Source organism: Limnothrix sp. HT2024, assembly GCF_059138625.1.
The window spans coordinates 1,930,231-1,956,272 of the sequence record NZ_CM181121.1 but is presented as its reverse complement, the minus strand read 5'-3'; the positions used below and the strand labels follow the sequence as shown (position 1 = coordinate 1,956,272).

General features: G+C 55.2%; 24 protein-coding genes. 13 read left to right on the top strand and 11 right to left on the bottom strand.

Features of this window, described 5'->3' with window-relative positions:
• Positions 1-124: 124 nt before the first annotated feature.
• The 3 genes from AC2IAX_RS07930 to AC2IAX_RS07920 form a co-directional block, all read right to left on the bottom strand.
• Positions 125-955 (bottom strand): MOSC domain-containing protein, encoded by an 831-nt coding sequence (locus AC2IAX_RS07930; RefSeq protein WP_494390071.1) that lies wholly within the window; start codon positions 953-955, stop codon positions 125-127.
• Between the two features lie 36 nt (positions 956-991).
• Positions 992-1,369: a Fur family transcriptional regulator gene (locus AC2IAX_RS07925; protein WP_494390320.1), complete on the bottom strand. Its 378-nt coding sequence runs from the start codon at positions 1,367-1,369 to the stop codon at positions 992-994.
• A gap of 566 nt (positions 1,370-1,935) precedes the next feature.
• Positions 1,936-3,183 carry a methionine gamma-lyase family protein gene (locus AC2IAX_RS07920; RefSeq protein ID WP_494390319.1) on the bottom strand — a complete coding sequence of 416 codons (1,248 nt, stop codon included), beginning with the start codon at positions 3,181-3,183 and terminating at the stop codon, positions 1,936-1,938.
• Positions 3,184-3,698: 515 nt separating this feature from the next.
• Here AC2IAX_RS07920 and AC2IAX_RS07915 point away from each other — a divergent pair.
• Positions 3,699-4,523 carry an acyl-CoA desaturase gene (locus tag AC2IAX_RS07915; RefSeq protein WP_494390070.1) on the top strand — a complete coding sequence of 275 codons (825 nt, stop codon included), beginning with the start codon at positions 3,699-3,701 and terminating at the stop codon, positions 4,521-4,523.
• Between the two features lie 829 nt (positions 4,524-5,352).
• Here AC2IAX_RS07915 and groL read toward each other — a convergent pair.
• Together groL and groES are read right to left on the bottom strand one after the other, a co-directional pair.
• Positions 5,353-6,993, bottom strand: coding sequence for a chaperonin GroEL (groL, locus tag AC2IAX_RS07910; RefSeq protein WP_099533724.1), 1,641 nt, complete (start codon positions 6,991-6,993; stop codon positions 5,353-5,355).
• A 167-nt stretch (positions 6,994-7,160) separates the two neighbouring features.
• Positions 7,161-7,472 (bottom strand): co-chaperone GroES, encoded by a 312-nt coding sequence (groES, locus tag AC2IAX_RS07905; RefSeq protein WP_099533722.1) that lies wholly within the window; start codon positions 7,470-7,472, stop codon positions 7,161-7,163.
• Positions 7,473-7,779: 307 nt separating this feature from the next.
• On the opposite strand from groES, the gene AC2IAX_RS07900 reads away from it, so the two are divergent.
• Together AC2IAX_RS07900 and AC2IAX_RS07895 are read left to right on the top strand one after the other, a co-directional pair.
• Positions 7,780-8,298 carry a (2Fe-2S) ferredoxin domain-containing protein gene (locus AC2IAX_RS07900; RefSeq protein WP_494390069.1) on the top strand — a complete coding sequence of 173 codons (519 nt, stop codon included), beginning with the start codon at positions 7,780-7,782 and terminating at the stop codon, positions 8,296-8,298.
• Between the two features lie 469 nt (positions 8,299-8,767).
• Positions 8,768-9,415, top strand: coding sequence for a response regulator transcription factor (locus tag AC2IAX_RS07895; RefSeq protein WP_099533721.1), 648 nt, complete (start codon positions 8,768-8,770; stop codon positions 9,413-9,415).
• A gap of 432 nt (positions 9,416-9,847) precedes the next feature.
• Here the strand turns inward: AC2IAX_RS07895 and rpe are convergent, their stop codons facing one another.
• Complete coding sequence (gene rpe / locus AC2IAX_RS07890; protein WP_099533719.1) at positions 9,848-10,546, bottom strand: ribulose-phosphate 3-epimerase; 699 nt, start codon at positions 10,544-10,546, stop codon at positions 9,848-9,850.
• Between the two features lie 259 nt (positions 10,547-10,805).
• On the opposite strand from rpe, the gene AC2IAX_RS07885 reads away from it, so the two are divergent.
• The 3 genes from AC2IAX_RS07885 to AC2IAX_RS07875 all read left to right on the top strand — a co-directional run bounded on the left by AC2IAX_RS07885 (position 10,806) and on the right by AC2IAX_RS07875 (position 14,169).
• Positions 10,806-12,482, top strand: coding sequence for a S8 family serine peptidase (locus AC2IAX_RS07885; RefSeq protein WP_494390068.1), 1,677 nt, complete (start codon positions 10,806-10,808; stop codon positions 12,480-12,482).
• A complete protein-coding gene (locus AC2IAX_RS07880) occupies positions 12,442-13,560 on the top strand; it encodes a glycosyltransferase family 2 protein (RefSeq protein WP_494390067.1) in 1,119 nt (372 codons plus the stop codon). Before AC2IAX_RS07885 ends, AC2IAX_RS07880 begins: the two co-directional genes overlap by 41 nt.
• A 198-nt stretch (positions 13,561-13,758) precedes the next feature.
• Entirely contained in the window at positions 13,759-14,169 is a 411-nt protein-coding gene (locus tag AC2IAX_RS07875) for a hypothetical protein (RefSeq protein WP_494390066.1), read from the top strand.
• A gap of 4 nt (positions 14,170-14,173) precedes the next feature.
• Here AC2IAX_RS07875 and AC2IAX_RS07870 read toward each other — a convergent pair whose 3' ends face one another.
• From AC2IAX_RS07870 to AC2IAX_RS07850, 5 genes are all read right to left on the bottom strand, one after another.
• Entirely contained in the window at positions 14,174-15,238 is a 1,065-nt protein-coding gene (locus AC2IAX_RS07870) for a hypothetical protein (RefSeq protein WP_494390065.1), read from the bottom strand.
• Positions 15,239-15,418: 180 nt separating this feature from the next.
• Positions 15,419-16,210 carry a hypothetical protein gene (locus AC2IAX_RS07865; RefSeq protein WP_494390064.1) on the bottom strand — a complete coding sequence of 264 codons (792 nt, stop codon included), beginning with the start codon at positions 16,208-16,210 and terminating at the stop codon, positions 15,419-15,421.
• A gap of 15 nt (positions 16,211-16,225) precedes the next feature.
• Complete coding sequence (locus tag AC2IAX_RS07860; RefSeq protein WP_494390063.1) at positions 16,226-17,965, bottom strand: tetratricopeptide repeat protein; 1,740 nt, start codon at positions 17,963-17,965, stop codon at positions 16,226-16,228.
• Positions 17,966-18,158: 193 nt separating this feature from the next.
• Entirely contained in the window at positions 18,159-18,935 is a 777-nt protein-coding gene (locus tag AC2IAX_RS07855; RefSeq protein WP_494390062.1) for a hypothetical protein, read from the bottom strand.
• Positions 18,936-18,950: 15 nt separating this feature from the next.
• Positions 18,951-20,597: a tetratricopeptide repeat protein gene (locus AC2IAX_RS07850; RefSeq protein ID WP_494390061.1), complete on the bottom strand. Its 1,647-nt coding sequence runs from the start codon at positions 20,595-20,597 to the stop codon at positions 18,951-18,953.
• A gap of 20 nt (positions 20,598-20,617) precedes the next feature.
• Here AC2IAX_RS07850 and AC2IAX_RS07845 point away from each other — a divergent pair, with 20 nt between their 5' ends.
• The 7 genes from AC2IAX_RS07845 to AC2IAX_RS07815 all read left to right on the top strand — a co-directional run bounded on the left by AC2IAX_RS07845 (position 20,618) and on the right by AC2IAX_RS07815 (position 26,019).
• Positions 20,618-21,316 (top strand): response regulator transcription factor, encoded by a 699-nt coding sequence (locus AC2IAX_RS07845; RefSeq protein WP_494390060.1) that lies wholly within the window; start codon positions 20,618-20,620, stop codon positions 21,314-21,316.
• A 199-nt stretch (positions 21,317-21,515) separates the two neighbouring features.
• On the top strand, positions 21,516-23,183 hold the full coding sequence (locus AC2IAX_RS07840; RefSeq protein ID WP_494390059.1) for a sensor histidine kinase: 1,668 nt from the start codon (positions 21,516-21,518) through the stop codon (positions 23,181-23,183).
• A 416-nt stretch (positions 23,184-23,599) separates the two neighbouring features.
• Complete coding sequence (locus AC2IAX_RS07835; RefSeq protein ID WP_494390058.1) at positions 23,600-24,106, top strand: hypothetical protein; 507 nt, start codon at positions 23,600-23,602, stop codon at positions 24,104-24,106.
• A 145-nt stretch (positions 24,107-24,251) separates the two neighbouring features.
• Positions 24,252-24,722 (top strand): DUF4363 domain-containing protein, encoded by a 471-nt coding sequence (locus tag AC2IAX_RS07830; RefSeq protein ID WP_494390057.1) that lies wholly within the window; start codon positions 24,252-24,254, stop codon positions 24,720-24,722.
• Between the two features lie 267 nt (positions 24,723-24,989).
• Positions 24,990-25,292: a peptidase gene (locus AC2IAX_RS07825; RefSeq protein WP_494390056.1), complete on the top strand. Its 303-nt coding sequence runs from the start codon at positions 24,990-24,992 to the stop codon at positions 25,290-25,292.
• A 4-nt stretch (positions 25,293-25,296) separates the two neighbouring features.
• Positions 25,297-25,509, top strand: coding sequence for a hypothetical protein (locus tag AC2IAX_RS07820; RefSeq protein ID WP_494390055.1), 213 nt, complete (start codon positions 25,297-25,299; stop codon positions 25,507-25,509).
• Between the two features lie 126 nt (positions 25,510-25,635).
• Positions 25,636-26,019: a hypothetical protein gene (locus tag AC2IAX_RS07815; RefSeq protein ID WP_494390054.1), complete on the top strand. Its 384-nt coding sequence runs from the start codon at positions 25,636-25,638 to the stop codon at positions 26,017-26,019.
• Positions 26,020-26,042: the final 23 nt, after the last annotated feature.

Below are 26,042 nucleotides of genomic sequence, written 5' to 3'. Positions count from 1 at the left end.
GCACCTCATGATTTCGATTCAAGATTGGGTAGCGCCTGTGAGGTGATGATTTTTGTTGAAAGATTACTGATGTAGCAAGGCTTTCACCTGTTCATCATTACTGAATTACGGCACGACCCCACCATCAATCAATGGAGTCCGATGCGAGCGTTAACCGATCGCCCACCTGCAACATCCTAGATTCGTCGTTGGCGGCGGGAGAATTGGGGTCGATCGCCGGAACTTGGGTATTGATGGCCAATCGGTAAAAGTGATTAAAACGCGATCGCTCGGCCCAAGGTGGCAGGGTCGTTTGGCGCTGGGCCATGAAAGTTTTTTGAAACTGCGCTGTGGGTTCGCCGGTTTGACTGTTGCGGGTGGGGACAATGCAGCGTTGACAGGGATTGGTGCCCAGAAACGGCACTGCGCCAATTTGAAACGTGACCCCGCTGCTAGCGGTGCTGTAGAGCCGCTCTTCCCAAAAAGGCTCCACTTCATCAATTTCCAGGTTGGTTCGCAGCCGATCGCGCAGTTCCGCCACGGTCAAATCGGGAAACCAACTGGCCACCGTTGCGATCGACCCTGTGCTAATCAGGGTGGGGCCCCAGGCGGCCGGATCATCGGGAAAGCCAGCCTCGCGGTTTTGGGCAATGGTGACCGGTTGCTGAAAATAGTCACTGAACCAGGCGGTCAATGCTGCCCGATCGTGATCTAAATGGAAGGTGGTGGCGGGCTGGGAATCTGCCTGTAAACGCAGGGTGACGAAGCGTTGGGCTAAGTCAAAGGTTGCGCGAATTTTGTGAATGGCGGCGTTGCGCTTGCCGTTAATGAACTTGCCTTGGGCATCCAGCAGGGCAAATTCCCGATCGCCTGCCAAGGATCCCGCTGCCGTCAGGGCGGCTCGATCGACCGCCACACCATCCAAGGACTTAATCGGAAACAGGGTGATGCGGGCCAGCCTCGGATGGGTGGACATGGGGGAGTAGAGAGGTGATCGATGGGGAAACCGGCACTAGCTGGCCTGGGCAGACTGTTGATCGTAGCCGTAAAAATCGATCCGATAGTCCGCGATCTTGACCCCCGTTTGGGCCTCGATTTGGGCAATCAACTCCGGCGGCAGGGTCACATGCACATCCACAATTCGGCCGCTGTCGAGGCAGTTGATGTGGCTGTGGGGGTCGCTAATGTTGCCGTACAGACGACCATCAGCCCGATCGATACATTCCACAATGCCGTTACGGGCCAGAGCTTCCAGGTTTTGATAAACCGAGGTGTGGCCAATATCTTTGCCCCGCCGATTCAAACGGTCATAAATTTCCCGTGCGGATAGGTGTTCCCGATCGTCCCATAGCAGTTCCAAGATGAAGCGGCGCTGGCGACTGACGCGCATTCCCAGGGTTTGGCAGCGTTCTAGGGCATCATCAAGCGATCGAATGGGTTTCACGGGCAGCTTCTCAGCAGAACGGGTTAGACAATTGGGTTAGCGGGCAGGTTTGGGGACGGGCTAGAGAGCAGACGGTTTCTTGACAGCGGCGGGCCATTCGGTGCGGGTGGTTGACCGTGGGGATTGTAAACCGCTGGGGGATGGGCGATCGGGGCTTGCGTTATTGCAGTCCTCTACCACATCAGGGGGCTATCTCATACCCGGACTGATTTGATTTTAGCGCACCTCTTGGAAACAATGGTTTGGCGCGAATGGAACGACCCCATGAACACCGATTTCGTTGTTGCGAATATTGACTTTTGCTGACTTTGTGGGTGATTTGATCGTGCTACCGATCTAAATCGCCCATTGAGTCAAGTCACTGGTGGCTAGGGCCTGTCGTCATTTCCTGAGATCAGACAACAACGGTTGATTTTCCATGCCCCAATCGTCGTAACAAGGGGCTTAAGCCCCTTGTTACCCACGATCTGCTAACGGTGGAATCAGGGTTTCAGGCGATTTGACAACACGCCCTAAGACTCCAGGGCACTGCCTGCGGGCCCGATCGCCGCCACGGCCGTTTCCAGGGCGATCGCCGCGTGGGTCCAGTGGGTTCCCCCTTGGAAATAGGCCACATAGGGCGCGCGCAGGGGCCCATCGGCCGACAGCTCCGAGGTGCTGCCTTCAATGAACGTGCCCCCCGCCATCACCACTTGATCCTCATAGCCGGGCATCACGGCCGGTACAGGATCGACATAGGAATCGATCGGGGAAGCCTGTTGCACCGCCCGGCAAAGGGCGATTACCTTTTCGGCGCTGCCCAACTTAATGGCCTGGATGATGTCGCTTTGGGATGCGTCGGGTGCTGGATTCACCGGATAGCCCAGGTTGGAAAACACCCGCGCCGCCAAATAATTACACTTGAGCGCTTCCCCCACCATTTGGGGAGCCAAGAACAGACCCTGATAGAGCAGTCGGTGTTGGTCGAAGGCTGCACCGCCCTCGGAACCAATGCCGGGAGCCGTTAACCGACAGGCCGCTTGCTCCACGAGGTCAGCCCGGCCGGCCACATAGCCGCCAGCGGTGACGATCGTGCCGCCGGGGTTTTTGATTAAGGAACCGGCCATCAGATCCGCGCCCACGGCGGTCGGCTCGTTGTCCTCCACAAATTCGCCGTAGCAATTGTCTACAAAGCAGATTGTGTTGGGGTTTTGAGCCTTAACCAGCGCCACAATTCGGCCAATGTCAGCAATGGACAGGCTGGGTCGCCAATCATAACCACACGATCGCTGAATCGTGACCATCTTGGTTTCCGGGCGAATTGCTTGGGCCAGGGCTTCCCAATCGATCGTCCCGGCCGGAGTCAAATCCAATTCTCGGTAGGTGACCCCAAAATCCATCAGGGATCCCTGACCGCTACCCCGTTTGCCAATCACCTCTTCTAGGGTGTCGTAGGGTTTGCCGGCCACGGACAGCAACTCATCGCCGGGCCGCAGCACCCCAAAGAGGGCACAGGCGATCGCGTGGGTTCCTGAAACGATTTGCACCCGCACGATCGCGGCTTCGGCCTGAAGGGCCCGGGCCATGACCCGATCGAGCGTGTCTCGGCCCAAATCATCATGGCCATAGCCCGAAACCCCTGCGAAATGGTGGGCCCCCACCCGTTCCGCCCGAAACGCATCCAGCACGCGCTTCAGCTTGGCCTGCACCGCGCGATCGATTTGCCCGAATCGGGGGCCCAACTCTTCCACCGCTTGTTGCACCACCGCCGCTGCATCCACCGCGACATTGCCCAAGGTGGCCTGATCCATCTGAATCCCCATAACCGAACTAACCCCAAACGGCTTGAATTTTCGTAATTACGCCCAAAAAATTGCCAAAATTAGGCAAGTTTTCCAAAATACCGCCCCATTGCTCGATCAAGATCACCAATAACCCAGCATCGAGGGGCAAAGATGCGCTGATTAAGGTCAAAACACATCCAAATCTGAGCGGGATCTGAGCGGGTCGATCGACTTTGATCCCCAACTTCTGCAATGTCTTCAGGGATCCCTGACTAATGCTAGTGTTGATCCCCAGGGCGATCATGATCAAAAGGTCTCGCGATCCCAAAAATTCCCTAAACCCCCGATCGCGATCAATCTGCCCTTCTGCTCCTGCTGCCAATTCCTTAATTTCGCAGCGCCAACCCACACCACCGCTGAATTTCGGTCAAACTGGATGCTCAGTCCATTGTGAAGAAATTCAAATAGGAAATGATACGCTGATTTAGCGCATCGATGACATAGGTAATTGAATGACTGCCGCAACGTCCGCACAGAACTTGCGCCCAGACTGGGGCGTAATTATCTTTATGACGGCGATGCACATCGCAGCCGTCGTGGCATTTCTGCCGCAAAACTTTAGCTGGGCAGCCGTTGGCCTGATGATCTTCCTCCACTGGGTGACGGGCGGCCTCGGAATTACCCTTGGGTGGCATCGCCTCGTCACCCACCGCAGTTTCGAGGTTCCCAAGTGGTTGGAGTACTTCTTTGTGTTCTGTGGAACACTCTCTTGCCAAGGCGGCCCCATCTGGTGGGTTGGTTTGCACCGCCACCACCACCTGCATTCGGACACCGACCCGGATCATCATGATTCGACCAAGGGTTTCCTCTGGAGCCACATCGGTTGGATGATGTACGAAGTGCCCGCCGAAAGCGAAATTCCCCGCTTCACCAAAGATATCGGCGACGATCCTTTCTATAAATTCCTCGATCGCTACTTCCTGCTGCTGCAAATCCCCCTCGCCGCTATCCTTTACCTGATGGGTGGATGGTCGTTCGTGCTCTGGGGCATCTGTGTGCGGATGGTTTCCCTGTGGCATTGCACTTGGCTGGTGAACAGCGCCACCCACAAGTTTGGTTATCGCACCTTTGAAGACTCGGGCGATCGCTCCACCAACTGCTGGTGGGTGGCTCTCCTGACCTATGGCGAAGGTTGGCACAACAACCACCACGCTCACCAATACTCAGCGCGCCATGGTCTGCAATGGTGGGAAATTGATGCCACTTGGATGACGATCCAACTGTTGCAGCTCTTGGGTTTGGCGAAGAACGTCAAGTTGGTGAAGGCGGAATCGTAACTGGGGGTGAGCGGCCGTTCAGCCCCGATCGCTTGACAACGGTTTGAGGAAAATTCTGATTCAATCCCAGCTTTGCCAAAAAAGCCTCAAAGCTTGATTCAAGGATTGTCTTTAGTCGTTTCAATGCAACGATCTTTAAAACCAGTTGATTAGCTCTCTTTCGCTGTACGGTTGAAAATCCCTACCATTCAATTGCAAATTGATCGACGGGTTAGCTCAGGTCTGGCTTGAGCACTTTGAATGTTCCGAATGTCCTGAATATCTTGTAGATTTCGGTTGTTCTGGGCTGGTTAGTGCCTTGAGCCATTCTTGAAAGTCCAACCCGCGATTAAGCTTTCAGTCTTAAAGCAGTGCCCATGGGAGTGCTGCTTTTTTTGTTGCCCATTATTTGTTGCCCATTAATTGGGTTGATCGGTTGTTCGATCGATGGGTTGATCGGTTGTTCGATCGATGGGTTGATCGGTTGTTCGATCGATGGGTTGATCGGTTGTTATGGGCGAGACTCCATTTCCTAGTCCAAATCGGGCGAGCCAAGCCCACTGCTTCCGACCCATGAACCAAGGCCCATGAACCAAGGCCCAAAAGCTCCTTGGATGGTTGCCGGAGGGCGACTGCTGGCGAATTGGGTGTCATGACCATGCAGATGTCATGACTTGCTGACCAAGGGATTGGTAATCACCGTTAACGAAAAATCGGCTGGAAACTGCCTTGGGCATAGCTTCCAACCGATCGGGTTTTGAGTTTGCTTGAGTGATCAAGGGATCGCTACACCCGCAGTCGGGGTAACGATTCCCTCAACAATGCCCGGGGCAAGGGTTTTGGGCGAGACTTAGTAGTCGAAGTCGCCGCCGCCCATGCCAGCGCCAGCGCCAGCAGCTTCCTTGGGTTCGGGCTTGTCAACCACAATGCACTCGGTGGTCAGCACCATTGCCGCGATCGAGGCAGCGTTTTGCAGGGCCGAACGGGTCACCTTAGCGGGGTCAACGATCCCAGCTTCAAACATGTCTACGTATTCGCCGCTCGAAGCGTTGTAGCCCACGTTGAAGTCTTTTTCCATCACGCGCTCAGCGATCACTGCGCCGTTTTGGCCAGCGTTTTCAGCAATCCGCTTCAGGGGAGCCGTCAGGGCGCGAGCCACGATCAGCGCGCCGGTCAGCTCTTCGTCCTTCAGGTTGGCATTTGCCCAGTCGGTCAGGCTAGGAGCCAAGTGTGCCAGGGTCGTACCACCGCCGGGAACGATACCTTCTTCAACGGCCGCCTTGGTGGCGTTGATGGCATCTTCCAGGCGCAGCTTGCGATCCTTCATTTCGGTTTCGGTGGCCGCGCCAACCTTCACCACTGCCACACCGCCAGCCAGCTTGGCCAGACGCTCTTGCAGCTTTTCCTTGTCGTAGGACGACTCGGTTTCTTCCATCTGACGACGGATTTGCTCGCAACGGGCCTTCACTTCGGCTTCGTTGCCATCGGCGACGATCGTGGTGGTGTCCTTGGTGATCGTGATCCGGCGGGCTTGACCCAGTTGCTCCAGCTTGGTGCTGTCGATCTTCAGACCGGCATCTTCGGTGATCAGTTGACCGCCGGTGAGGATGGCGATGTCTTCGAGCATGGCCTTGCGGCGATCGCCAAAGCCAGGAGCCTTCACAGCGGCCACGTTCAGCACGCCGCGCAGACGGTTCACCACCAAGGTCGCCAGGGCTTCCTTCTCGATGTCTTCAGCGATGATCAGCAGGGGCTTGCCAGCGCGAGCGGCTTGCTCCAGGATCGGCACCAGGTCTTGCACCAGGGTGATCTTCTTGTCGGTCAGCAGGATGAAGGGGTTATCCAACACTGCTTCCATCCGCTCGGTGTCGGTGGCGAAGTAGGGCGAGATATAACCCTTGTCGAAGCGCATCCCTTCGGTGACTTCCAGCTCAGTCGTCATCGACTTGCCTTCTTCCAGGGAGATCACGCCTTCTTTGCCAACCTTGCTCATGGCATCGGCAATCATTTGGCCGACTTCTTCGTCGTTACCAGCGGAGATGGCTGCCACTTGCGAGATAGCCTTGGAGTCGTTTTCGGGCACTTGGCGAGCGTGGGCCTTGATTTGATCCACCAAGTAAGCCACGGCTTTTTCAGTACCGCGCTTCAGGGTGATGGCGTTAGCGCCAGCGGCCACGTTGCGCAGACCTTCTTTAACGATCGCATGGGCCAACACGGTGGCGGTGGTGGTGCCGTCGCCCGCTGCGTCGTTGGTTTTGGAAGCGGCTTGGCGAATCAGGGCCACGCCGGTGTTTTCCACGTGATCTTCCAGTTCAATTTCTTTGGCGATCGTCACACCATCGTTGATGATTTGGGGTGCGCCAAATTTCTTTTCGAGCACCACGTTGCGACCCTTGGGGCCCAAGGTGACGGCGACGGCTTCCGCCAGGATGTCCATACCGCGCTCGAGGGCACGACGGGCGTTTTCGTTGTAGATAATCTTCTTAGCCATGATCTGCCTGTGAGGATTGAGAATGGGGTTAAAAGGGTTGCGGCACGCCAGAGTTGCATGTCGGGGCCGCGGGCGATCGAGCCGTGCTGGGCGAATCGACTCCCGACAAACCGTTTAGAAGCGTCGGTTCAATCGGGGTTCGATCGAGACGGCTCCGGTGGGGCTAATTAGCCAACAACCGCCAGGATGTCTTTTTCAGAGAGCAGGACGTAATCTTCGCCACCCAGCTTGATATCCGTGCCAGCGTACTTGGAATAGAGCACTTTGTTGCCCGTGCTGACTTCGGGAGCTTGGCGGCTACCATCATCGTTGCGCTTGCCAGGGCCCACAGCGACGACTTCGCCAACTTGGGGCTTTTCTTTGGCGTTATCGGGCAGGAGAATACCGCCAGCGGTCTTTTCTTCAGCGGCGGCGACTTTGACCAATACGCGATCGCCCAAAGGAGTCACGGTCGATACGCTCAACGATACGGCTGCCATACAGAGTCTGTCTCCAGAGGTTTGAAGTGAAAAGCTAGACCAATGGTGAAGCGGATAGGCGAAAGGCTGAAAATTCGTTGTTACGCAGTGTTGACTGCGCGGTGCTGACAGGGTGTCTGTCGCAGCCTGACCAACGGCTTTTAGCACTCTCTCCATCCGAGTGCTAATTTACTGGAGACCATGGGGCCTGACAACAGACCCCTCTGTACGGGTTTCCGAACTGGCAACCAGGGCGTAACTTGGAAAGATCTCGATCGCCCCGCCCGGCATACCCCGCCAACCACCCTCAGCCCCACTGCATTGCCCCATGGCAACCCCATTGCATTCTTCCCTTCCGAACCCAGAGGCCGATCGACCCGATCCCGATGCCTCAACCCCTGGCCCCGTCGATGCCCAAACCAATTCCCCAGCCGAGGAGGCGCGATCGCTTCTCCCCGTGGTGCGAACCTTGGGAATCGATCGCATTGAACGTCACGTTTTCATTTGCGCCGACCAAACCAAGCCCCTTTGCTGCCCCAAGGAGGCCAGCCTGGAATCCTGGGACTATCTGAAGCGGCGATTGCGAGAATTGGGTCTTGATGGAACCGGCCCAGGCCACCCCTCCGGTTCAGAATCCCCCCTGCCCTCCGTGGTTTTTCGGACAAAAGCCAACTGTCTCCGGGTTTGTACGGAAGGGCCAATTCTGCTGGTTTATCCCGAAGGCGTGTGGTATCGACGCGCCACCCCGGAAGCGATTGAGCAGATTATTCAGGAACATCTCATAGGTGGGCGCGTTGTGCAGTCCCTGGCTTTCTTTGAGCGATCTTTGCCCCAAATGGCTCCCTGAGCGCTGGAACTGGGCAGCCTCTGCGCTTGGGAATTAGGACTGCCTAGCAAAATTACTGGTAGCACTCAACACCAGCATTGCCCTAAACTAGGAGACAGGTTAAAAAAATACCCATCAATCCTGTCCGTAGCTGGTTAACTTGCCCAGCCGTGGTTGGTTTTTCGGATTTCCTGCCCGTGGCCCAGCGACCACGAACCTAAGTTCATCCTAGTCGTATGATTGCGGCGCATTCCTGCGGCGGATTGCGACAAAGTTTCGGTGCAGTGGCAGTGAAGTGGTCGTGAACAATTGCGGTGAATTTAATTTCCCCCTTAAATTCCCGAACCGTAGGCTATGCAGTTCCTTGGGCTATGCAGCTCCTTGAGCAGCTCATTCAACGGGACTGAAATTAACCTGAGTGATTAAAAAGGTAGGCGATCGCATTCGATCGCGCTAGCTTCTGCTCTTCCTAAAGATCTTTTCGCTTCCTATGAGAAGAAGCAATCTTGGTATTCAAAAACGAATCTTACTCATCGATGACGATCCAAATCTGATTTTGCTCGTCAAAGATTATTTGGAATTTCACGGATATGTGGTGATTCCGGCTAGTAACGGTCGCGAGGCCCTAGAACAGCTTGAGCAAGATTTGCCGGATATGATCATCTGCGATGTGATGATGCCGGAAATGGATGGCTACAGCCTGGTGAAATCCGTGCGCCAAGACCCACGAACGAACTGGATTCCAGTGTTGTTGCTGTCGGCAAAGGGCCAAAGTCAGGATCGTATTAAGGGGCTGACCACGGGGGCTGATATCTACATGACCAAGCCCTTTGAACCGGAAGAATTGGTGGCCCAAGTCGAGTCTTCTTTGAAACAGGCTTCCCGGTTAATTCGTTACCAAGCGAAGGGAGATCGATCGCCCAAATTCAAAGTACCCAAAGACGTGGAACTGACCCCCACGGAGTCGCGGGTGGTGCAGTTGGTGGCGCGGGGTATGGCGAATCGGGAAATTGCAGAATTGATGAGCGTCAGTCAACGGACGATCGAAAGCCACGTTAGCAATATGCTAGGCAAAACGGGACTCAGCAACCGCACAGAACTGGCACGCTGGGCGATCGAAACTCGAATGGCGTTGTAACCAAAAACTTCAGGAAAAAACTAAGCAAAAAATAAATCAGCGATAGACAAAATGCTTAAGCAAAAAATAAGTGAACAGCTTAAGCAAACAACTCAAAAGCAAAACCTCAAACAAAACCTCAATAAAAAAATGAGCGATCGCCTGAATTGGCTAAGATCGCTCATCGAAATTGATATTGATTGAGTGGTGAGTGATGGTCTAGCTACTAGCTCGACAGGCTTAATGCATTGGGTCAAAGTTGCGGAGCCAGTCGTGGTAACAAGGGGCTTGAGCATCTTGCTGCTTAACGATCAGGTGACGGTAACAGCCATGTCATTTAACCCAGCGGATTAAGGCAGCCACGCTACTACAGCAATCTTGATCGGCTGCTTTGGGCGGGCGGTCAATCTGCAATGATCGAAAATCGCCAGCCCGTTGACCACCCGAAAAATCCTAGACCGCAGCCAGCTCGCGAGTGGCGGGGTTTTTGCTGTTGCGAATTCCTTCGATCGCGGTGGCATAATCCGGCGCGTTGAACACCGCCGAACCGGCCACAATCGCGTTCGCACCCGCTTCGAGCACTTGCCAGGTGTTATCCACCTTCAGGCCACCATCCACCTCAATCCAAGGATCCAGACCGCGCTCATCGCACATTTGACGCAGCTTGCGAATCTTCGGCAACACACCGGGGATGAACTTCTGGCCGCCAAAACCGGGGTTGACGCTCATGATCAACACCAGGTCGCACAGTTCCAGTGTGTATTCAATCAATTCCAGCGGGGTCGAAGGATTCAACACCACACCAGCCTTGGCACCGGCTTCCTTGATTTGGGCGAGGGTGCGGTGCAGGTGGGGCGAGGCGTTGTGCTCTGCGTGGACGGTGATGTGGTCAGCGCCGGCCTTGGCGAACGCATCCACATATTTTTCCGGCTCGACGATCATCAGGTGGACATCGAGGGGCTTTTGGGTGTGAGGACGCACGGCTTCAACGATCAGCGGGCCGATCGTGATGTTCGGCACGAAGCGACCATCCATGACATCAACGTGGATCCAATCAGCACCGGCAGCATCCACGGCCCGAATTTCTTCACCCAGGCGGCTGAAATCGGCAGATAGAATGGAAGGGGCGACGACGATGGGCTTTTGGCTCATGGTGGGTGCGTCCTCTGGGGGCGGGCAAGGGTAGAAATTGTATTTGTTTTAACAGAATATGAACAATATTTGTTAAAACTTGCAGGTTTTTCAGGGTTTCTTGACGAGCGATCGCGCTACAACCCAAACAGCATCCACGATTTATCCACGATCAAGACAGGATCAGGATCTGTTCGCCCAAGATTTGCCCAAGATCTGTTCATCGCCCCAATTGAGTGAGTAATTCGGTCAGCTTTCAATAGCTATTCAGTGAGGAGTTATGGGTCGATCGCGCCATTTGTTTTCCCTCCGATTCGATCGCCTCGGCCAAGCCCTGATTCGGACTGGGCGCTTGGTGTTGTTAGGGGCGATCAGCTGCTCGATCGCCACGACCGCCAGCGCCACTTTGCCCGCCGTGCTGTTGCCGCTGTCCACAGGGCCCGATGGCATCGATTCCGATCGACTGCATCAAGCGCCCTACAACATCACCGGCCGCAAAATTGGCATTGGCCAAGTGGAAATTGGTCGGCCCGGCCGCTTTGGTTATGACAAGCAGGCGGGGAACGCGGACGATTTTCGGCCCGCTGGCCTGTTGGTGATCGAAGAGCGACCAGGCCCCGATGAATATGTGGATGGCCATGCCCACAGCGTGGCGGGGGTGATGATTGGGCGATCGGGAAAATTGGCTCGGGGCGTGGCTCCTGGGGCCATGCTCTATTCCGCAGCCACGGGCCCATCCGAAGGCAATGGCCAAATTGGAGAATGTTTAGCCAGCCAGTCCGTGGCCCTGCAAAACCATGGCGATGTGCGGGCCATTAACTTCAGTTTTGGCGAACCCCTCAGCCAGGATCAGCGACTGAACGCCATGTTGGATGGCAATTCCCTGCTCACCCTTTGCGTGGATTGGTCGGCGCGGGCCCATGAGGTGCTGTACCTAATTGCGGGCAACCAGGGCGACGGGGGCATTTCCATTCCCACGGACACCTTTAACGGCATCAATGTGGCCTTTACCCGGCGGTTCCGGGGGCAGTTTTCTAAGTTGGATTTTGCCAACCTGGGGAATGTGGTGACCGGGGTGGGTCGGCATTTGGTGGGCTTAGAAAGTAATGCGGGGTTGCGGCGGTCGATCGGGCTGGTGGCTCCGGGGGCCGATGTGGGGCTGTATGAACTGGGCGGCCAGGTGATTTATGCCAGTGGCACGAGCTTCGCCACCCCCCATGTCACGGCCACGGTGGCCCTGCTTCAGGAATGGGCTGAACGGCAAATTTCTGGAAACCAAGCCCGCTGGAGTAAAGATGCCCGTCGCCACCAGGTGATGAAAGCCGTGTTGATGAATTCCGCAGACAAGGCCAAAGATGCAGGAGATGGCAACCGGCTGGGGATGACGCGGGATGTGTGGCGCGAAGACGAAAAAACCTGGCTGGATTCTGATGCCTTGAGCGATCCGACAATTCCGCTCGATGAACAAATCGGTGCGGGGCAACTGAACGCCTACCGGGCCTATCAACAGTTTGCGCCGGGTCAATGGCAGCCGGGCGAGGCTGTGCCCTTGGTGGGCTGGGCGTTCCAGTCCTTAGCCTTGAAGGATGACCAACCCGCCGTTCACGACTACCCGATCGCCCAACCGCTCCAGGGCGGCAGTTTTGCGGCCCTGACCCTGACTTGGAGCCGCCATGTGGAATTGCTCGATCGCAATAACAATGGCCGGTTCGATCGGGGCGAAGGTTTTGTGAATAAAGGTCTGAGCGATTTTGATCTGTACCTGATTCCGGAAGGGGAAACCGTAGCCACCACCACTAATCCCTGTCGATCGATCAGTTCTGCGGACAGCGTGGAGCATGTGTTCTGCGAAGTGCCCAAAACCGGTCGCTATCGGGTGCGCGTGGCCCTGAAGGAAGCGGCCGTGGGCCAAAGCGATGAGTATGCCCTCGCTTGGTGGACGAAGGGAGCTAAATAGCGCGATCGCCCCCATCCTCAATTCAGCAGCATCCCGGTCTGATCTGGTCACGTCCGCTGCTGAATTGCTCAACTACCCAATTCGCTGCTTCAGTTCACGAATTGCTACCCTGCGCATGAACGATCGCCCTTTTTTATCAATCGTTACGGCTACGACGGGTAAATTTAGTCAGGCTTGGCTGACTCGCCTCCTGACTGTGCAGGGGCCGGTCGAATTTGTGATGGTTTATCCACCAGGGGTACAGCCCCGTGCAACCGATGACCGGCGCGTGCGCGCCTTAATCAGTCCATTTCGAGGGGAGGTTTTACAGCGGTTCACAGGGCTTTTGAATGCAACCGGAAACTACACCATTGCGCTGGATGATGATGATTTTATTCATCCAGATATCTGTGCTTTAGTTCAGCAATTTTCTCAACTATTTCCTGATGACTGGGTATTACGGCTATCGATTCAAAATATTCCACGCCAACACCAATCAGAAATCGAAGCACCTTGGCTTCCTATACCCAATCTAGAGACGATCACCCACACTTCTAACCACCAATCATCTGAACAGCACTCAACAGCTCATTCCTTGCGACCAATCCCAATTGCCCCTCTTCAGAATCCAATTAACTGGATGTTAGCCATTTTTCCCTTTGCACAGCGTCGAGATCATTATGGACGACATATAGAAAACTTTAACAATAGGGTTTGGAAAACAGACCTTTTAAAAGTCCCGCTGAGTGATTGGTCTCGTGTTATGAAAATATATGGCAACTTGTATTGGTTGCCCTCTTGGAGCCTTGATCGAGCGCTAGGGTTATTCGTACAAGCGTTTCATTTTAACCCGAATATCAGGTGGATTGGTTATAGCATTCAAGGCCCAGAGCAAGTTCGATATATCGTCGGTAATACTAATCCTGAAACTCAAGTCAAAAAGATTAACTATCGCTTTCATTTTTCTGCGGATTTATTACTGGCAAAACGATTCCCGAAATATGGATATTTTTGGAATCTATTCTTTAATGGTTTCTACACAGCCATTAAGCAATACATCAAGTTATTGTATGCAAAGTTGCTATCACTCAGGCGCTAAAACTTGATCATCAAATCGTTCAATACCAACAACTCAGCACTGGCCATAGACTGCTAGGGTCTGTCGTTGTTTTCTGAGTTCAGCAAACCCATACATGGAAACTCCAGACTGATCGATATATTGCTTTTCTGCATCGCCTGACAGATTACTCGCCACAATAACCGTCCATTTTTTGCCCGGCATCCTGAACCTCGGTCTATGGATAAGCGCAACGCTGACTTGCTGCCACAAGAGCTTGATCGCCCCGAGTTGGGATTGCGAGATCGGGACATTGACCCGATCGGCTCCCGGCTGCGGCTGTATCTCTACTACGCGCCGATCATCGGTTGGCTTCCGGCCCTGTTGGCGCTGGGGCGATCGCACTCGTTGGATGAGCGGGAATTTGTGGCGGCCAAGCGATCGGTGCAGTTGGCGATCGGCTGGGCGATCGGGTTGGCCTTGGGCAGCGCGGTGGGCGAGCGATTGCCCGATCCGACCCTGACCTTTTTGCTGTTGCAAAGTGCCTGGACGAGCACCTATTGCCTGATTTGTGTGGGGTTGATGGTGTCGGTGTGGCGGCGGCGCTCCTGGGCGATCGGGCCGGGCCGGGGGCGATCGAACTCCGGTTAACGGGCTAGTCATCATCCTCCAACAGGCGACCGAACAGCGTTGCAAAAACGCCGGAACACAACCCAATGAGTAAGTTAATCACCTCATCGGACATGATGCCTTGGAGCAATTTTGGGTCGATCGTTTGGGTGGGAACTTTGGGATTGAGACCGGCGGACAGTTCCTTCGCCTCGCCAGAGACAAAGAGTTGCAGTCCAGTCCTTTTGAGCGCAATTTGCAAGCGTTCTAGACGCTGAATACCCGGGGAGTTGTCGCCAAATCCCAAGTATTGGCCAGCTTGGAGTTTGAGGGTTTTGTCTTTAAGGCGTGCTTCACCCTCAATCAGGGTGGATTGGGTGTAGCGATCGCGGGCGTTTTGACCCAGATCGGCCTGGCGATCGAGCTGCACATCGCGGATCGTCAAGCCGCCGCTGAAAAGGTCGCGGGCGGCTTCGGCAGTGGCAGGCAGGTCAAGGCTCAGAGTTTTGAGTGCGCTGAAGGTTAAGACCTGCTCGGAATTGCCAGCGGGGATGAATTCCAGGTTTGGTCGCCGCAGGTTAGGGAGTTCGGTAATGGCGATCGCGCTGCCGTTGAGCTTGAGAGGACTGCTTCCCAACCGGAAGCGAATTTGGCAGGGGCGATTTTGGTTAGGCGTGCAGTGACTCAGCTTGAGGTCAAGGCGGGCGGGCCGATCCTTCTCAGCGGGATCATAGGCCAGGCGATCGAGGCGGGTGTTGGGCTGGAGCAGCAAGCCACTGAAGGCGATCGCGCCCTTGGGGTTGGTGGCAAATTCCAGCAGACTGTCGCGATCGGCGAGGGACAAGGTGAGGCTTTGGGGCTTGAGTTGGTCGAGTTGGGCTTGCTGGTTGCGATCGGGGCTGGTGAAGCGGCCGCGCAGGATCAGGGTTTGGGTGGTTGCGCCCGTTGGAGCTTGGTGGCCGCCGAGGACAAGACGGGGCGTGTTGATCGCGTTCAGGAAGGTGCGCTCGTCGTTGTTGGCATAGGTGAAGCGCAGTTCGCTGACTTCCAGGGTGGCATCAAAGCCAAATTGACCAGGAGCAAAATAGGCCGACCACACCAATGCTCCCAACCCCGCACCTGAGATGAGAAAGAGGCCGCGATCGCCCAGTCTGAATTTTTTCCATTTTTGCCATCGCCGTTGTAGCCATCCCCCTGCCTTGGTGTTTACCACGCGCTGTTTCAACCACGCGAGACTGTTGGCGGGTTGTTCTGAAGGAGAGGACGGTGGCGAAGGAGACATCAAAAACCTTTACTGAAACCAGGCGGGATCGTACTGGAAATCAAACTGCATGGGGTCGCCACTCGCGAGGGTAATCACTAAGGAATAGGTTCCGGCGGGGTCGGCTGCCTGGGGAGTCCAGGTGTGTTCTAGCAGTTGATCGGGGGTGATTTCCAGGGTGGGGCCGGGGATGCTTTGCAAGGGTGTGTTCTGGCCTTGGCGGCGGATTTCCTGGCGCTTGACGGTGACGGAGTTGCCCAATTTGATTTTGAACTGGTAGGTGCGATCGCGCGGCTGACCGAGGATCACGGGCAAATTGACCGGTTGGTTTTGGATCTCTTGTTCGGCGCGGGCGGTGAGGTCGGCGGGTTCCACGCCCGAGGCTTGGGCTTTTTTGAGCCAGGTGGTGGGTTGGGCAAACCGCAGGCCATCGGGGCCAAAGCCAGTGGCAAAGCGATCGATCAGGTAACCACTGCTGGGAAACTCCAGCTCAATGCGATCGCTCGGTTTCGCTTGGGGAACGTGCAGAGCAATGGAGTCCCCTGGCCAGTCTGGCGGCAGGTTGCCAACGATCAGGGATTTGAGTTGCGCCCCGGCAGCGCTGACGTTGCCCGGTTCTAGTCCTTCGCAGCGGTTGCCATCGCGTTGTTGATAGCTGGTAAGTGTGGGAGCCTTCCCAGGTTCAGGGCAGGTCAGAGTAACAGTCGAGCTGCTAGTTGGGCTAGCACTCGGACTAACCGGCGGTGCAGTCGGGCTGCCACAACCGGTTAAGAGCAGGGGCAACAAAAGAGCGTAGGCAATTTGGCGGTTGTGACTGAGCATGGCTTGGGGGAAGTGCTACAAAATGCCCCACTGTTTGAGTTGGGTTTGCACGGTGTTCAAATCATAGGCGTAGCCAATGTTGCGAGCACCTTGGCTTTGGAGAACGATGCCAATTACTTGGTTGGTGTCTTTGTGCAAGAGAGGCCCGCCGGAGTTGCCTTGGGAAATGGTCATGTTGAGACCGATGCGATCGCCATTTCGCCCCGCCACTTCCCCAGAAAGCGCTTGCCAGGGGCCGGCCTGGGCCAGGATGTCGGGATGGCCGATGGTGTAGACCGGCGCGAGCAGGGGAATTGAGCCAGGCCCCATCGCCAGTGGGCGAATATCGGCGGGGGCATTTTCTACTTTCAACACAGCCAAGTCTAGGCCGCCGCTAGGGGCCAGTTGCACCACGGTGGCGGCTCGGGAGGCGCGTTTTTCTGCGGGCAGGTTAGGGTTGGGGTTGTAAAACTGGACTTGGATGGCTTGGGACTGCTCATTACGTTCATTGCGAAACAGGTGAGCGCAAGTAACCAACCAGAGAGTTGATCCTTGACGCTTCACGACCCAAGCTGCGCCACGTTCGGTATCTTCAGGCTGTGAGAACTGGGCAATGGCCAGCACCGTGGCCCGCAGCAGGGGCAAGCGAGGTTCATCCTTGGGCAACTGCTGGGAATCATCGATATTTTCTAAAGCCGCTAGCTTACTCTTAGCTGCAACCAAGTTATTTTGGGCAAAGACCTGGTTGGGGTTGATTTGCAGCGCCAGTTCATATTCAGCAATTGCTTCTTTGAGTTGCCCCTTTTTTTCGAGAGCTTGGCCCAAACTGCCCTGAGCAAGAGCATGAGTGCTAGCCAAAACACCAATTCTTGCGTCTCTATTATCAGGCAGGGAAAGAGATTTTTGGTATTTGGTAATCGCTCCGTCCCAATCGCCTTTACTAGCAAGCGCTAGACCCCAATTGTAATAAGCATTGCCACTAGTGTCATTGTCAGGATTCAGTTTGATCACTTGTTTATATTTGGCAATCGCCCCGTCTAGGTCACCTTTGGCAAACAGCGCTACACCCCAATTGTGGTAAGCACTAGCAGAAAGAGGACTCAGTTCGATCGCCTGTTTATATTTGGCAATCGCCCCGTCTAGGTCACCTTTGTTATACAGTGCTAGACCCCAGTCGAGGTAAGGAAGGGGAGCAAGAGGATCCAGTTCGATTGCCCGTTGAAATTTGGCGACTGCCCCATCCCAATCGCCTTTGTCAGCCAGCACTCGACCCCAATTACAGAAAGAAAGATTATCAGGCTTTATTTTGATCGCTTGTTGATATTTGGTGATCGCCCCGTCTAAGTCACCTTTACGATACAGCGCCAATCCCCACTCATTGTAAATATCAGGATAGTTAGGATGCAGTTCGACCACCCGCTGGAACTTGGTGATTGCCTTATCCCAGTCGCCTTTATGAGCCAGCGCTATACCCCAAAGGAAGTAAGCATCCGGATCATCAGGCTTCAGTTCAGTCCACCGTTGGAACTTGGTGATTGCCCCATCCCAGTCATCTTGGGCTGTTAGCGCTAGACCCCAACCAAAGTAAGCGTCAGTATTATTTGGGTCGAGTTCCAAGGCCTTTGAGTAAAGCGCACATGCTTCTTCGGTTTTTTCCCGACTGATAGTATTCGCTTGGTCCACCAATGCAGCCGCTTCCTTGCTGCGGTTTGGGAGCGGCAACGCACAAGCCGCAACCCCCACCGCAAGGATCAGCGCCACTGCTCCTTGCTTCACACGCTGCCTCACAAGCTTCGCCCCACGAGTCTTCGCACAAAAAACTAGCGCCATTCTAGCCGATTGCCCCTCAGCCACCGCCGCAAGCGCGATCGCCTCGATTTGCGGTTCGATCGCCGGTTTAATTGGTAATAATTGCCCTAGTGCAATCACGGCGATCGGTCACAGGCGAAGGAGACATCAAAAAACCTTGCTAGAACCAGGCGGAATCGTACTGGAAATCGAACTGTATGGGATTACCATTCGCCAGGACAATCACTAGGGCATAGGTTCCGGCTGGGTCAGTTGCCTGGGGAGTCCAGGTGTGTTCTAGCAGTTGATCGGGGGTGATTTTCACGGTGGGACCCGGGATACTTTGCAAGGGTATGCTCTGGCCTTGGCGGCGGATTTCCTGGCGCTTGACGGTGACGGAGTTACCCAATTTGATTTTGAACTGGTAGGTGCGATCGCGCGGCTGACCGAGGATCACGGGCAAATAGACCGGTTGGTTTTGAATCTGTTGTTCGGCGCGGGCGGTGAGGTCGGCGGGTTCCACGCCCGAGGCTTGGGCTTTTTTGAGCCAGGTGGTGGGCTGGGCAAATCGCAGGCCATCGCGGCCAAAGCCAGTGGCAAAGCGATCGATCAAATAACCACTGCTGGGAAATTCCAGTTCGATGCGATCGCTCGGTTTTGCTCGGGGAACGTGCAGAGCAATGGAGTCCTCTGACCAGTCTTGCGGCAGGTTGCCAACGATCAGGGATTTGAGTTGCGCTCCGGCGGCGCTGACGTTGCCCGGTTCCAATCCTTCGCAGCGGTTGCGATCGCGTTGTTGATAGCTGGTAAGTGTGGGAGCCTTCCCAGGTTCAGGGCAGGTCAGAGTAATAGTCGGGCTACCACTCGGACTAACCGGCGGTGCAGTCGGGCTGCCACAACCGGTTAAGAGCAGGGGCAACAAAAGAGTGTAGGCAATTTGGCGGTTGTGACTGAGCATGGATTGGGGGAAGTGCTACAAAATGCCCCACTGTTTGAGCTGAGTTTGCACGGTTTGGATGTCGTAGGCATAGCCAACACGATCGCCTTGACGCTGAAACACAATGCCAATCACTTGGTTAGTCTCTTTGTGTAAGAGGGGGCCACCGGAGTTGCCTTGGGAAATGGTGATGTTGAGACCGACGCGATTGCCATCTCGCCCTGCCACTTCCCCAGAAAGCGCTTGCCAGGGGCCGGCCTGGGCCAGGATGTTGGGATGGCCGATGGTGTAGACCGGCGCGAGCAGGGGAATTGAGCCAGGCCCCATCGCCAGTGGGCGAATGTCGGCGGGGGCATTTTCTACTTTCAACACAGCCAAGTCTAGGCCGCCGCTAGGGGCCAGTTGCACCACGGTGGCGGCTCGGGAGGCGCGTTTTTCTGCGGGCAGGTTAGGGTTGGGGTTGTAAAACTGGACTTGGATGGCTTGGGACTGCTCATTGCGTTCATTGCGAAACAGGTGAGCGCAAGTAACCAACCAGAGAGTTGATCCTTGACGCTTCACGACCCAAGCTGCGCCACGTTCGGTATCTTCAGGCTGTGAGAACTGGGCAATGGCCAGCACCGTGGCCCGCAGCAGGGGCAAGCGAGGTTCATCCTTGGGCAACTGCTGGGAATCATCGATTTCAGCAATTGCTTCTTTTGGGGCAATGATATGAAATTTGCTCAAGAGTCTCTGGGCCAGAAAACGGGCATAGTCAGGCTGCAGTTGAATCGCCCGTTTATATTTGGCACTCGCCCCGTCCTGGTCACCTTTGTCAGACAGCGCATTGCCCCAATCGTGGTAAGCCAAGACATAGTCAGGCTTCAGTTCGATTGCCCTTTGGTATTTGGTGATTGCCCCATCCTTATCGCCTTTTTTAGCCAGCACCACACCCCAATTTTGGTAAGCCGTGGCAAAGTCAGGCTTCAGTTTGATCGCCCTTTGGTATTTGGCGATTGCCCCATCCCAGTCGCCTTTGTCAACCAGCGCTACACCCCAATTGCTGTAAGCAGCAGCAAAGTCAGGCTTCAGTTCGATCGCCCTTTGGTATTTGGCGATTGCCCCATCCCAGTCGCCTTTGTCAACCAGCGCTACACCCCAATTGCTATAGGCAAAAGCATAATCAGGTTGGAGAGCAAGGGCTTTTTGATGCTGTTCAATGGCGCGATCAGGCTGTCCGTTGTTTTGCCAAAGAATGCCTAAGATCACTCTCAAGGTTGCATCGTTAGGACTAGCTTCCACCAACGGCATATAGCGATCAATAACTGCTTGCAACTTGCCGCGCCGATCCAACATATCGCCGAAGTTGAGGTAAGCATCTTGCGAGTTGGGGTTCTGGCGAATTGTGGAGATCGCTTGGTCAATTTGTCGATCTAGATCTTGGACACTGATGGGCGACTGGGTTGGCTGCATCCCACTAATGGGCGGCTGAAGTCCCTGGCAGGCCGACAATCCCACCGCCACGATCAGCGCCACCGCCCCTTGCTTCACCCGCTGCCTCACAAGCCCCGCCCCACGAGTCTTCGCACAGAAAACTAGCGCCATTCTAGCCGATCGCCCCTCAGCCACCGCCGCAAGCGCGATCGCCTCGATTTGCGGTTTGAGCGCCGCTTCAATCGGTAATAATCGCCATACTGCAATCACGGCGATCGGGCTGATATGTCATGCGGATTTTGCTGGTGGAAGATGACGATCGCATCTTGCAGCCCCTCGCGGAGGCCCTGCGCGATCGCCGCTACACCGTAGACCTGGCCAGCGATGGGCAATCGGGGCTGGAGTTAGCCCAGTCCCTAGACTATGACTTGCTGATTTTGGATTGGATGTTGCCCCAACTCAGCGGGGTAGAACTCTGTCGGCAACTGCGGGCCGCCGGGCAAACCGTGCCGATCGTGCTGCTGACCGGGCGCGACACCAGCCACGACAAGGTGGATGGCCTCGATGCGGGGGCCGATGATTATGTCGTCAAGCCCTTTGACTTGTCGGAATTTTTGGCGCGGGTGCGGGCCCTGTTGCGGCGCGGAACCCTAGCCACCAATCCGGTGCTGAGTTGGGGCGCGTTGGAACTGGATCCGCGATCGTGCGAAGTCACCTACCGCCACCAGCCGATCGCCCTGTCACCGAAGGAATACGCCCTGTTGGAGCTGTTCTTGCGCCATCCGGGCCGCACGTTCGATCGCGCCAGCATTCTCGATAATCTGTGGAATTTTGACGAGCCACCCACCGAAGAAGCGATCACCGCTCACATTCGCCGCCTGCGCCAAAAACTGACCGAAGCGGGCGCACCCAAAACAGCAATCGAAACGCGCTATGGCATGGGCTATCGACTTCATCCACAACTGCCGGAACTGGACGCGGGGCCCTAGGGGATGTCTAAAAAGGCAAAATTGATACGCAGCTTGCCTGAGCGATCAATGCAGACAAGGGGCTTAAGCCCCTTGCCCCCACGACTATCTTCATCCACAACTGCCGGAACTGGACGCGGGGCCCTAGGGGATGTCTAAAAAGGCAAAATTGATATGCAGCTTGCCTGAGCGATCAATGCAGACAAGGGGCTTAAGCCCCTTGCCCCCACGACTGCTGGCGCTCGGCAGTTGCTTCAAGACACTTTTCAGACGATCGCGCTCTGGAGCTGCCCTGGCTGCCACCGAAGCCGCCCAGTTTCGGGCCCTGCGGCGGCGGTTGTTGTTGTCGTTTTTGGCAGTGATGACCGCAGTTGTGGGGCTGGGTTCGATCGTGGCGATCGAGTTTTTGATCTATAGCCTCTATCAGCAGGTCGATCGACAGCTTTTGGTATTGGCTCAAGCGGCCGGCCACAGTTTGGAAGCGATCGAGGAAGCCCACGAAGCGGAATTTGACGACGACGACGAACAAGATCGACAGCAAGCAAAGGAGCGCGAGAGAAGGGAGAAGAAAGCGCAAAAAGAGCAAGCAAAGCAAGCGAAAAAAGAGCGAGAAAGGGAACAAGAATCAGACGATGAAGACGAAGATAAAGACGAATATGAAGATCAAGATGAGTATGAAGATAAAGCAAATCAAAATCAGGCAAGAACCCTCAACCACGATCGTCCCAATGCTCCCAACTTTTTAGACGATCGCTTCTTTGAAAAACGGGAAGACTTGCGGCCGCGCCTGGATAACGATGGAGATTTGGATATTCCTTGGCAAAGTTTGCAGCAACTGGATCAGGGGGTGGAGTGGTTTGATGCGCGGGGGCAGTTGTTGGCTCGCCAAGGGCGGATGTTTCCCGCCTGGCCCCTGACCCCGATCGCCCAACCCCAGGGCGCGATCGCCCAAGATCAACAACTTCGCAGCCTGACCACGCCGTTCTATGACGGGGAGAAGCAGCCCCCCAGACTCCGGGGCTATGTGCGGGTGACGGAATCGATCGACCCGATCAACAGCGCCATCCAACAGCTCGCGACGGGCCTGGCGATCGGCTCGGGCCTGGCGATCGGGCTGAGCACGATCGGGGGCCTGTGGTTGACGCGGCAATCCTTGCGACCGATCGAAGCCAGCTTTCGGAAGTTGCGGCAATTCACCGCCGATGCCTCCCATGAGTTGCGTGGGCCGCTCACGGCGATTCGCACCTCCGTGGAAGTGATGCAATCCCATCCTGAGCGGATTGACCCGGCCGATGTGGCCAAGTTGGCGGCGATCCACAACGCCACCAGCCAGATGACTCAACTGGTGGAAGACCTGTTGCTGTTGGCGCGTCAAGACACGCCCGGAGCCGCTGCCCACCCGCTCCAATCGATCGACCTGCCGGAGTTGCTGGAATCCTTGATCGAAACCTACGCCGATCGGGCCGCCGTGCAGCAAATCGAACTGACCAGCGAACTACCGCCCGCCAGCGTTTTGGGCGAGCCGCTGTTGCTGTGGCGGCTGTTTGGCAACTTGCTAGACAACGCCCTCAAATACACCCCAGCGGGCGGCCGGGTGCGGGTGGTGATTCTCCCGATCGGGCGCGATCGGCAAGTGCGGGTGGAAATTCACGACACGGGCATCGGCATCGCCCCGGCGGACTTGCCCCAGGTGTTCGATCGACTCTGGCGGGCCGATCGGGTGCGATCGCACCGGGAAGGCGGCTCGGGGCTGGGCCTGTCGATCGCCCAGGCGATCGCCCGATCGCACCAGGGCCAAATCACTGTTTACAGCCAACTGAACCAAGGCAGTTGCTTCACCGTCACCTTGCCGGTTGTTGCACCGAGCAGCAACGCCTCCACCCCGTGAGTGAATGCTTGAAACGGGCCGATCGTGCCTTGTCGAAGACCGATCCAATTCACCGATCGCGGCGGGTGGGACAAGGGGTTTGGGACAAGGGGGTTGAGACAAGGGGGTTGAGACAAGGGGGTTGAGACAAGGGGGTTGAGACAAGGGGGTTGAGACAAGGGGGTTGGGACAAGGGGTTTAAACCCCTTGCCTGGGTTGATCGGTGAAGTCATTGAATCCGTTGGGGCTGTTCAAAATATTCGCCGCAAAAAGTCGATCGCCGTTGTGTGAATCCAGTGGACAGATTTTCAAGCGGTCGCTGGATGGTTCATCGTCATTTTTTTGTCATTTTTCCTACCTAGTCTGAAAGGGGCAATGCTTCAGCAACTTCAGCCCCCAAAGGGGTTTGTCATTTTTGAAATTCCTTGAGCATGGTGATGAATACCCTCAAACAACTCCAGTTTTTTGCCGTTGGTGCGCTCACAACCTTGATGGTTTTGCCAGAAGCGGCCCTAGCTCGATCGCTGGCGGAATCTTCCATAGATCAGTTGCAATCATCCAAAAATTCAGCCATCAGTCAACGATCTGCTGAGCGCTTAAACCGTTGGCAAGATCGAGCTAAAGATGATGACGATGACGACTGGGATGATGACGATGATGATGAACCCATCATTCGCATTTCGGGCCGGGTGATTCGTTTTGGTGAGCGAGACGAAAATGAGTGGATTGTGGAAGCCAATGGCCGGCGATATCGCGTGGATGCGGGGCCCCGTTGGTGGCGCAACTTGCCTGTTTCTGTGGGCGATCAGCTCACCGTTGAAGGGGAGTTGGATGATGGCGAATTGGATGCATTTTGGGTGCAATTAGCCAACGGAGAAACGGTGCAATTACGAGGGCGATCGGGCCCGCCGCCTTGGTCGGGTGGTCGCCGTCGATCGCGCTAATAACCTTCTTCAAGAGAGACCCACAATCCTGAACCTGCGGTTGTCATGAGTTTGTCATTTTTGTTGGTTACGGTTTAGGCGATCGCTGACAACGCGAGTTTTGCAGTCCCGATCGCCCGGCCGCTATCTCTCTTGGAGAATGTTCATGTCCTTGCTTCCCTTGGCTCGCTCATCTTCTGCACCGGTAAGAGTCCTGACCCGGGGGCGTTTGGCCCTGGCTTTGGTTGCCGCCCTCAGCATTGTGGCCAGCGCCGGTTGCAGTTCTCAAACTACGGCTAGCTCAGCTCCTGCGGCCAGCCCGGTGGAGCAACCCGCCGCCAGCCCCGTTGTGAGTCCGGCGGCTGAGGGTGACCTCAGCGCATTGACCGCCGTGGTGACCAAAACCCGGGCGGCGGTGGAAGCGGGAGACGAAGCCAAGGCCAAAACAGAATTTGAGCAATTTGAAGCCGCTTGGAAACCCGTTGAAGATGGGATTAAGGAAAAAAATCCCAAGGCCTATGAGGCGATCGAGGAAGCCATGGACGGTGTGAGCGGGCAACTGAGCGGCAATTTGGATAAGGCCAAAGCTCTGGCCGCTCTCAGCAGTTTGGAAGGGGCGATCGGGCAGGCAAAGTAGGGAAATATCAGCCGATTGTTTCGATTCCCCTTGCTTGTTTTGTTGCTTGCTAATCCTGCCGGAACCGATCGCGTGACTTGCTGGTAGCACGGCTGCCTTAATTGATTGGGTCAAAGTTGCAGAGCCAGTCGTAGTAACAAGGGGCTTAAGCCCCTTGCTGTCTAACGATTTGGTAACGGCAACAGTCATTTAACTTGACCTATGAAAATAAGCTTGCCACGCCACTAGGTTCAGGCATTTTCTTTATTTCTGGAGGCTCGATCGCCCATGTTTAAAAATTTTCAGACTTTCCAAAAATACCAACGCAAATATCATCGATTTTTGGCTCCGATTTTGCTGTTGCCTCTGACCCTAACGGTGATTACGGGTATGTTGGCGACTTTGGTGGAAGAATGGCATTTGCCAGGACTTAAACGCAGCCTCTTGATGGATATTCACACGGGCGAAATTTTTCATCTGGAAGCAATTTATCCGCTCTTGGATGGTCTGGGCCTGTTGGCTTTGATCCTGACGGGGCTGTCGATGTTGGGATGGTTTAAACCAAAGCGCACGCCCAGACCCTTGGAATAGGTCTATGGATCATCGGGTTGCTTCTTGTATCAGCACCCATCACCTGCAATTTATGACCGATCGCTCTCCTCAACAGCTTCCTAGCCTCAACCTAGATCACCTGCTAAACCGTCGATTTCATGGCACACCCTGGCAAGCTTTTTGGCAGGAATTTTTGGGCAATAGTGGCCATTTCCTGATTCTGAAAATTTTGTCAGATATTGCCAAAGATGGCTAGTATACCTCCATCAATGATATTGCAGATTGGTCTTTGATCGGGGCTTTTACTGGGCAATCTTGGTCTCTCAGTCAACGAAAAATTCATCCGTTTTGGGGCAATTTAATTGGCCCTAGTTGCTACACGTTGGTTGATTTGCCGTTGGATGGTTGGGAATTTTTTGAAAATCCCAGTCATTGGATGCTTTGGGGCTTTTGTTCATTGGTGGCCGTTGCCCAGGGACTCAGGTTGGCCTGGAAGTCCGCTTTAACCCGATATTTATTGCCCTTGGAAAGCATTGCCCGCACGGTGATGGTGTGGGTTGCCTATTTGATTACGACGGCGGCGTTGCACCAAGAGCCGGTGACGTTGACTTATATTCAAATCTTTTGTGCAGGCGCAAGCCACGAGTTTTTATTTTCGGCGTTGGTGTTTTTGGGGGTGCTGTTGGGGTTGCAATCGCTGCAACTGACGCAGCAACAGCAGCAAACCCAAGAAACTGCGGCCATTTTGCGTAATTTGGCCCAATAGGGTGATCGGAGCCAGGCGGTGAT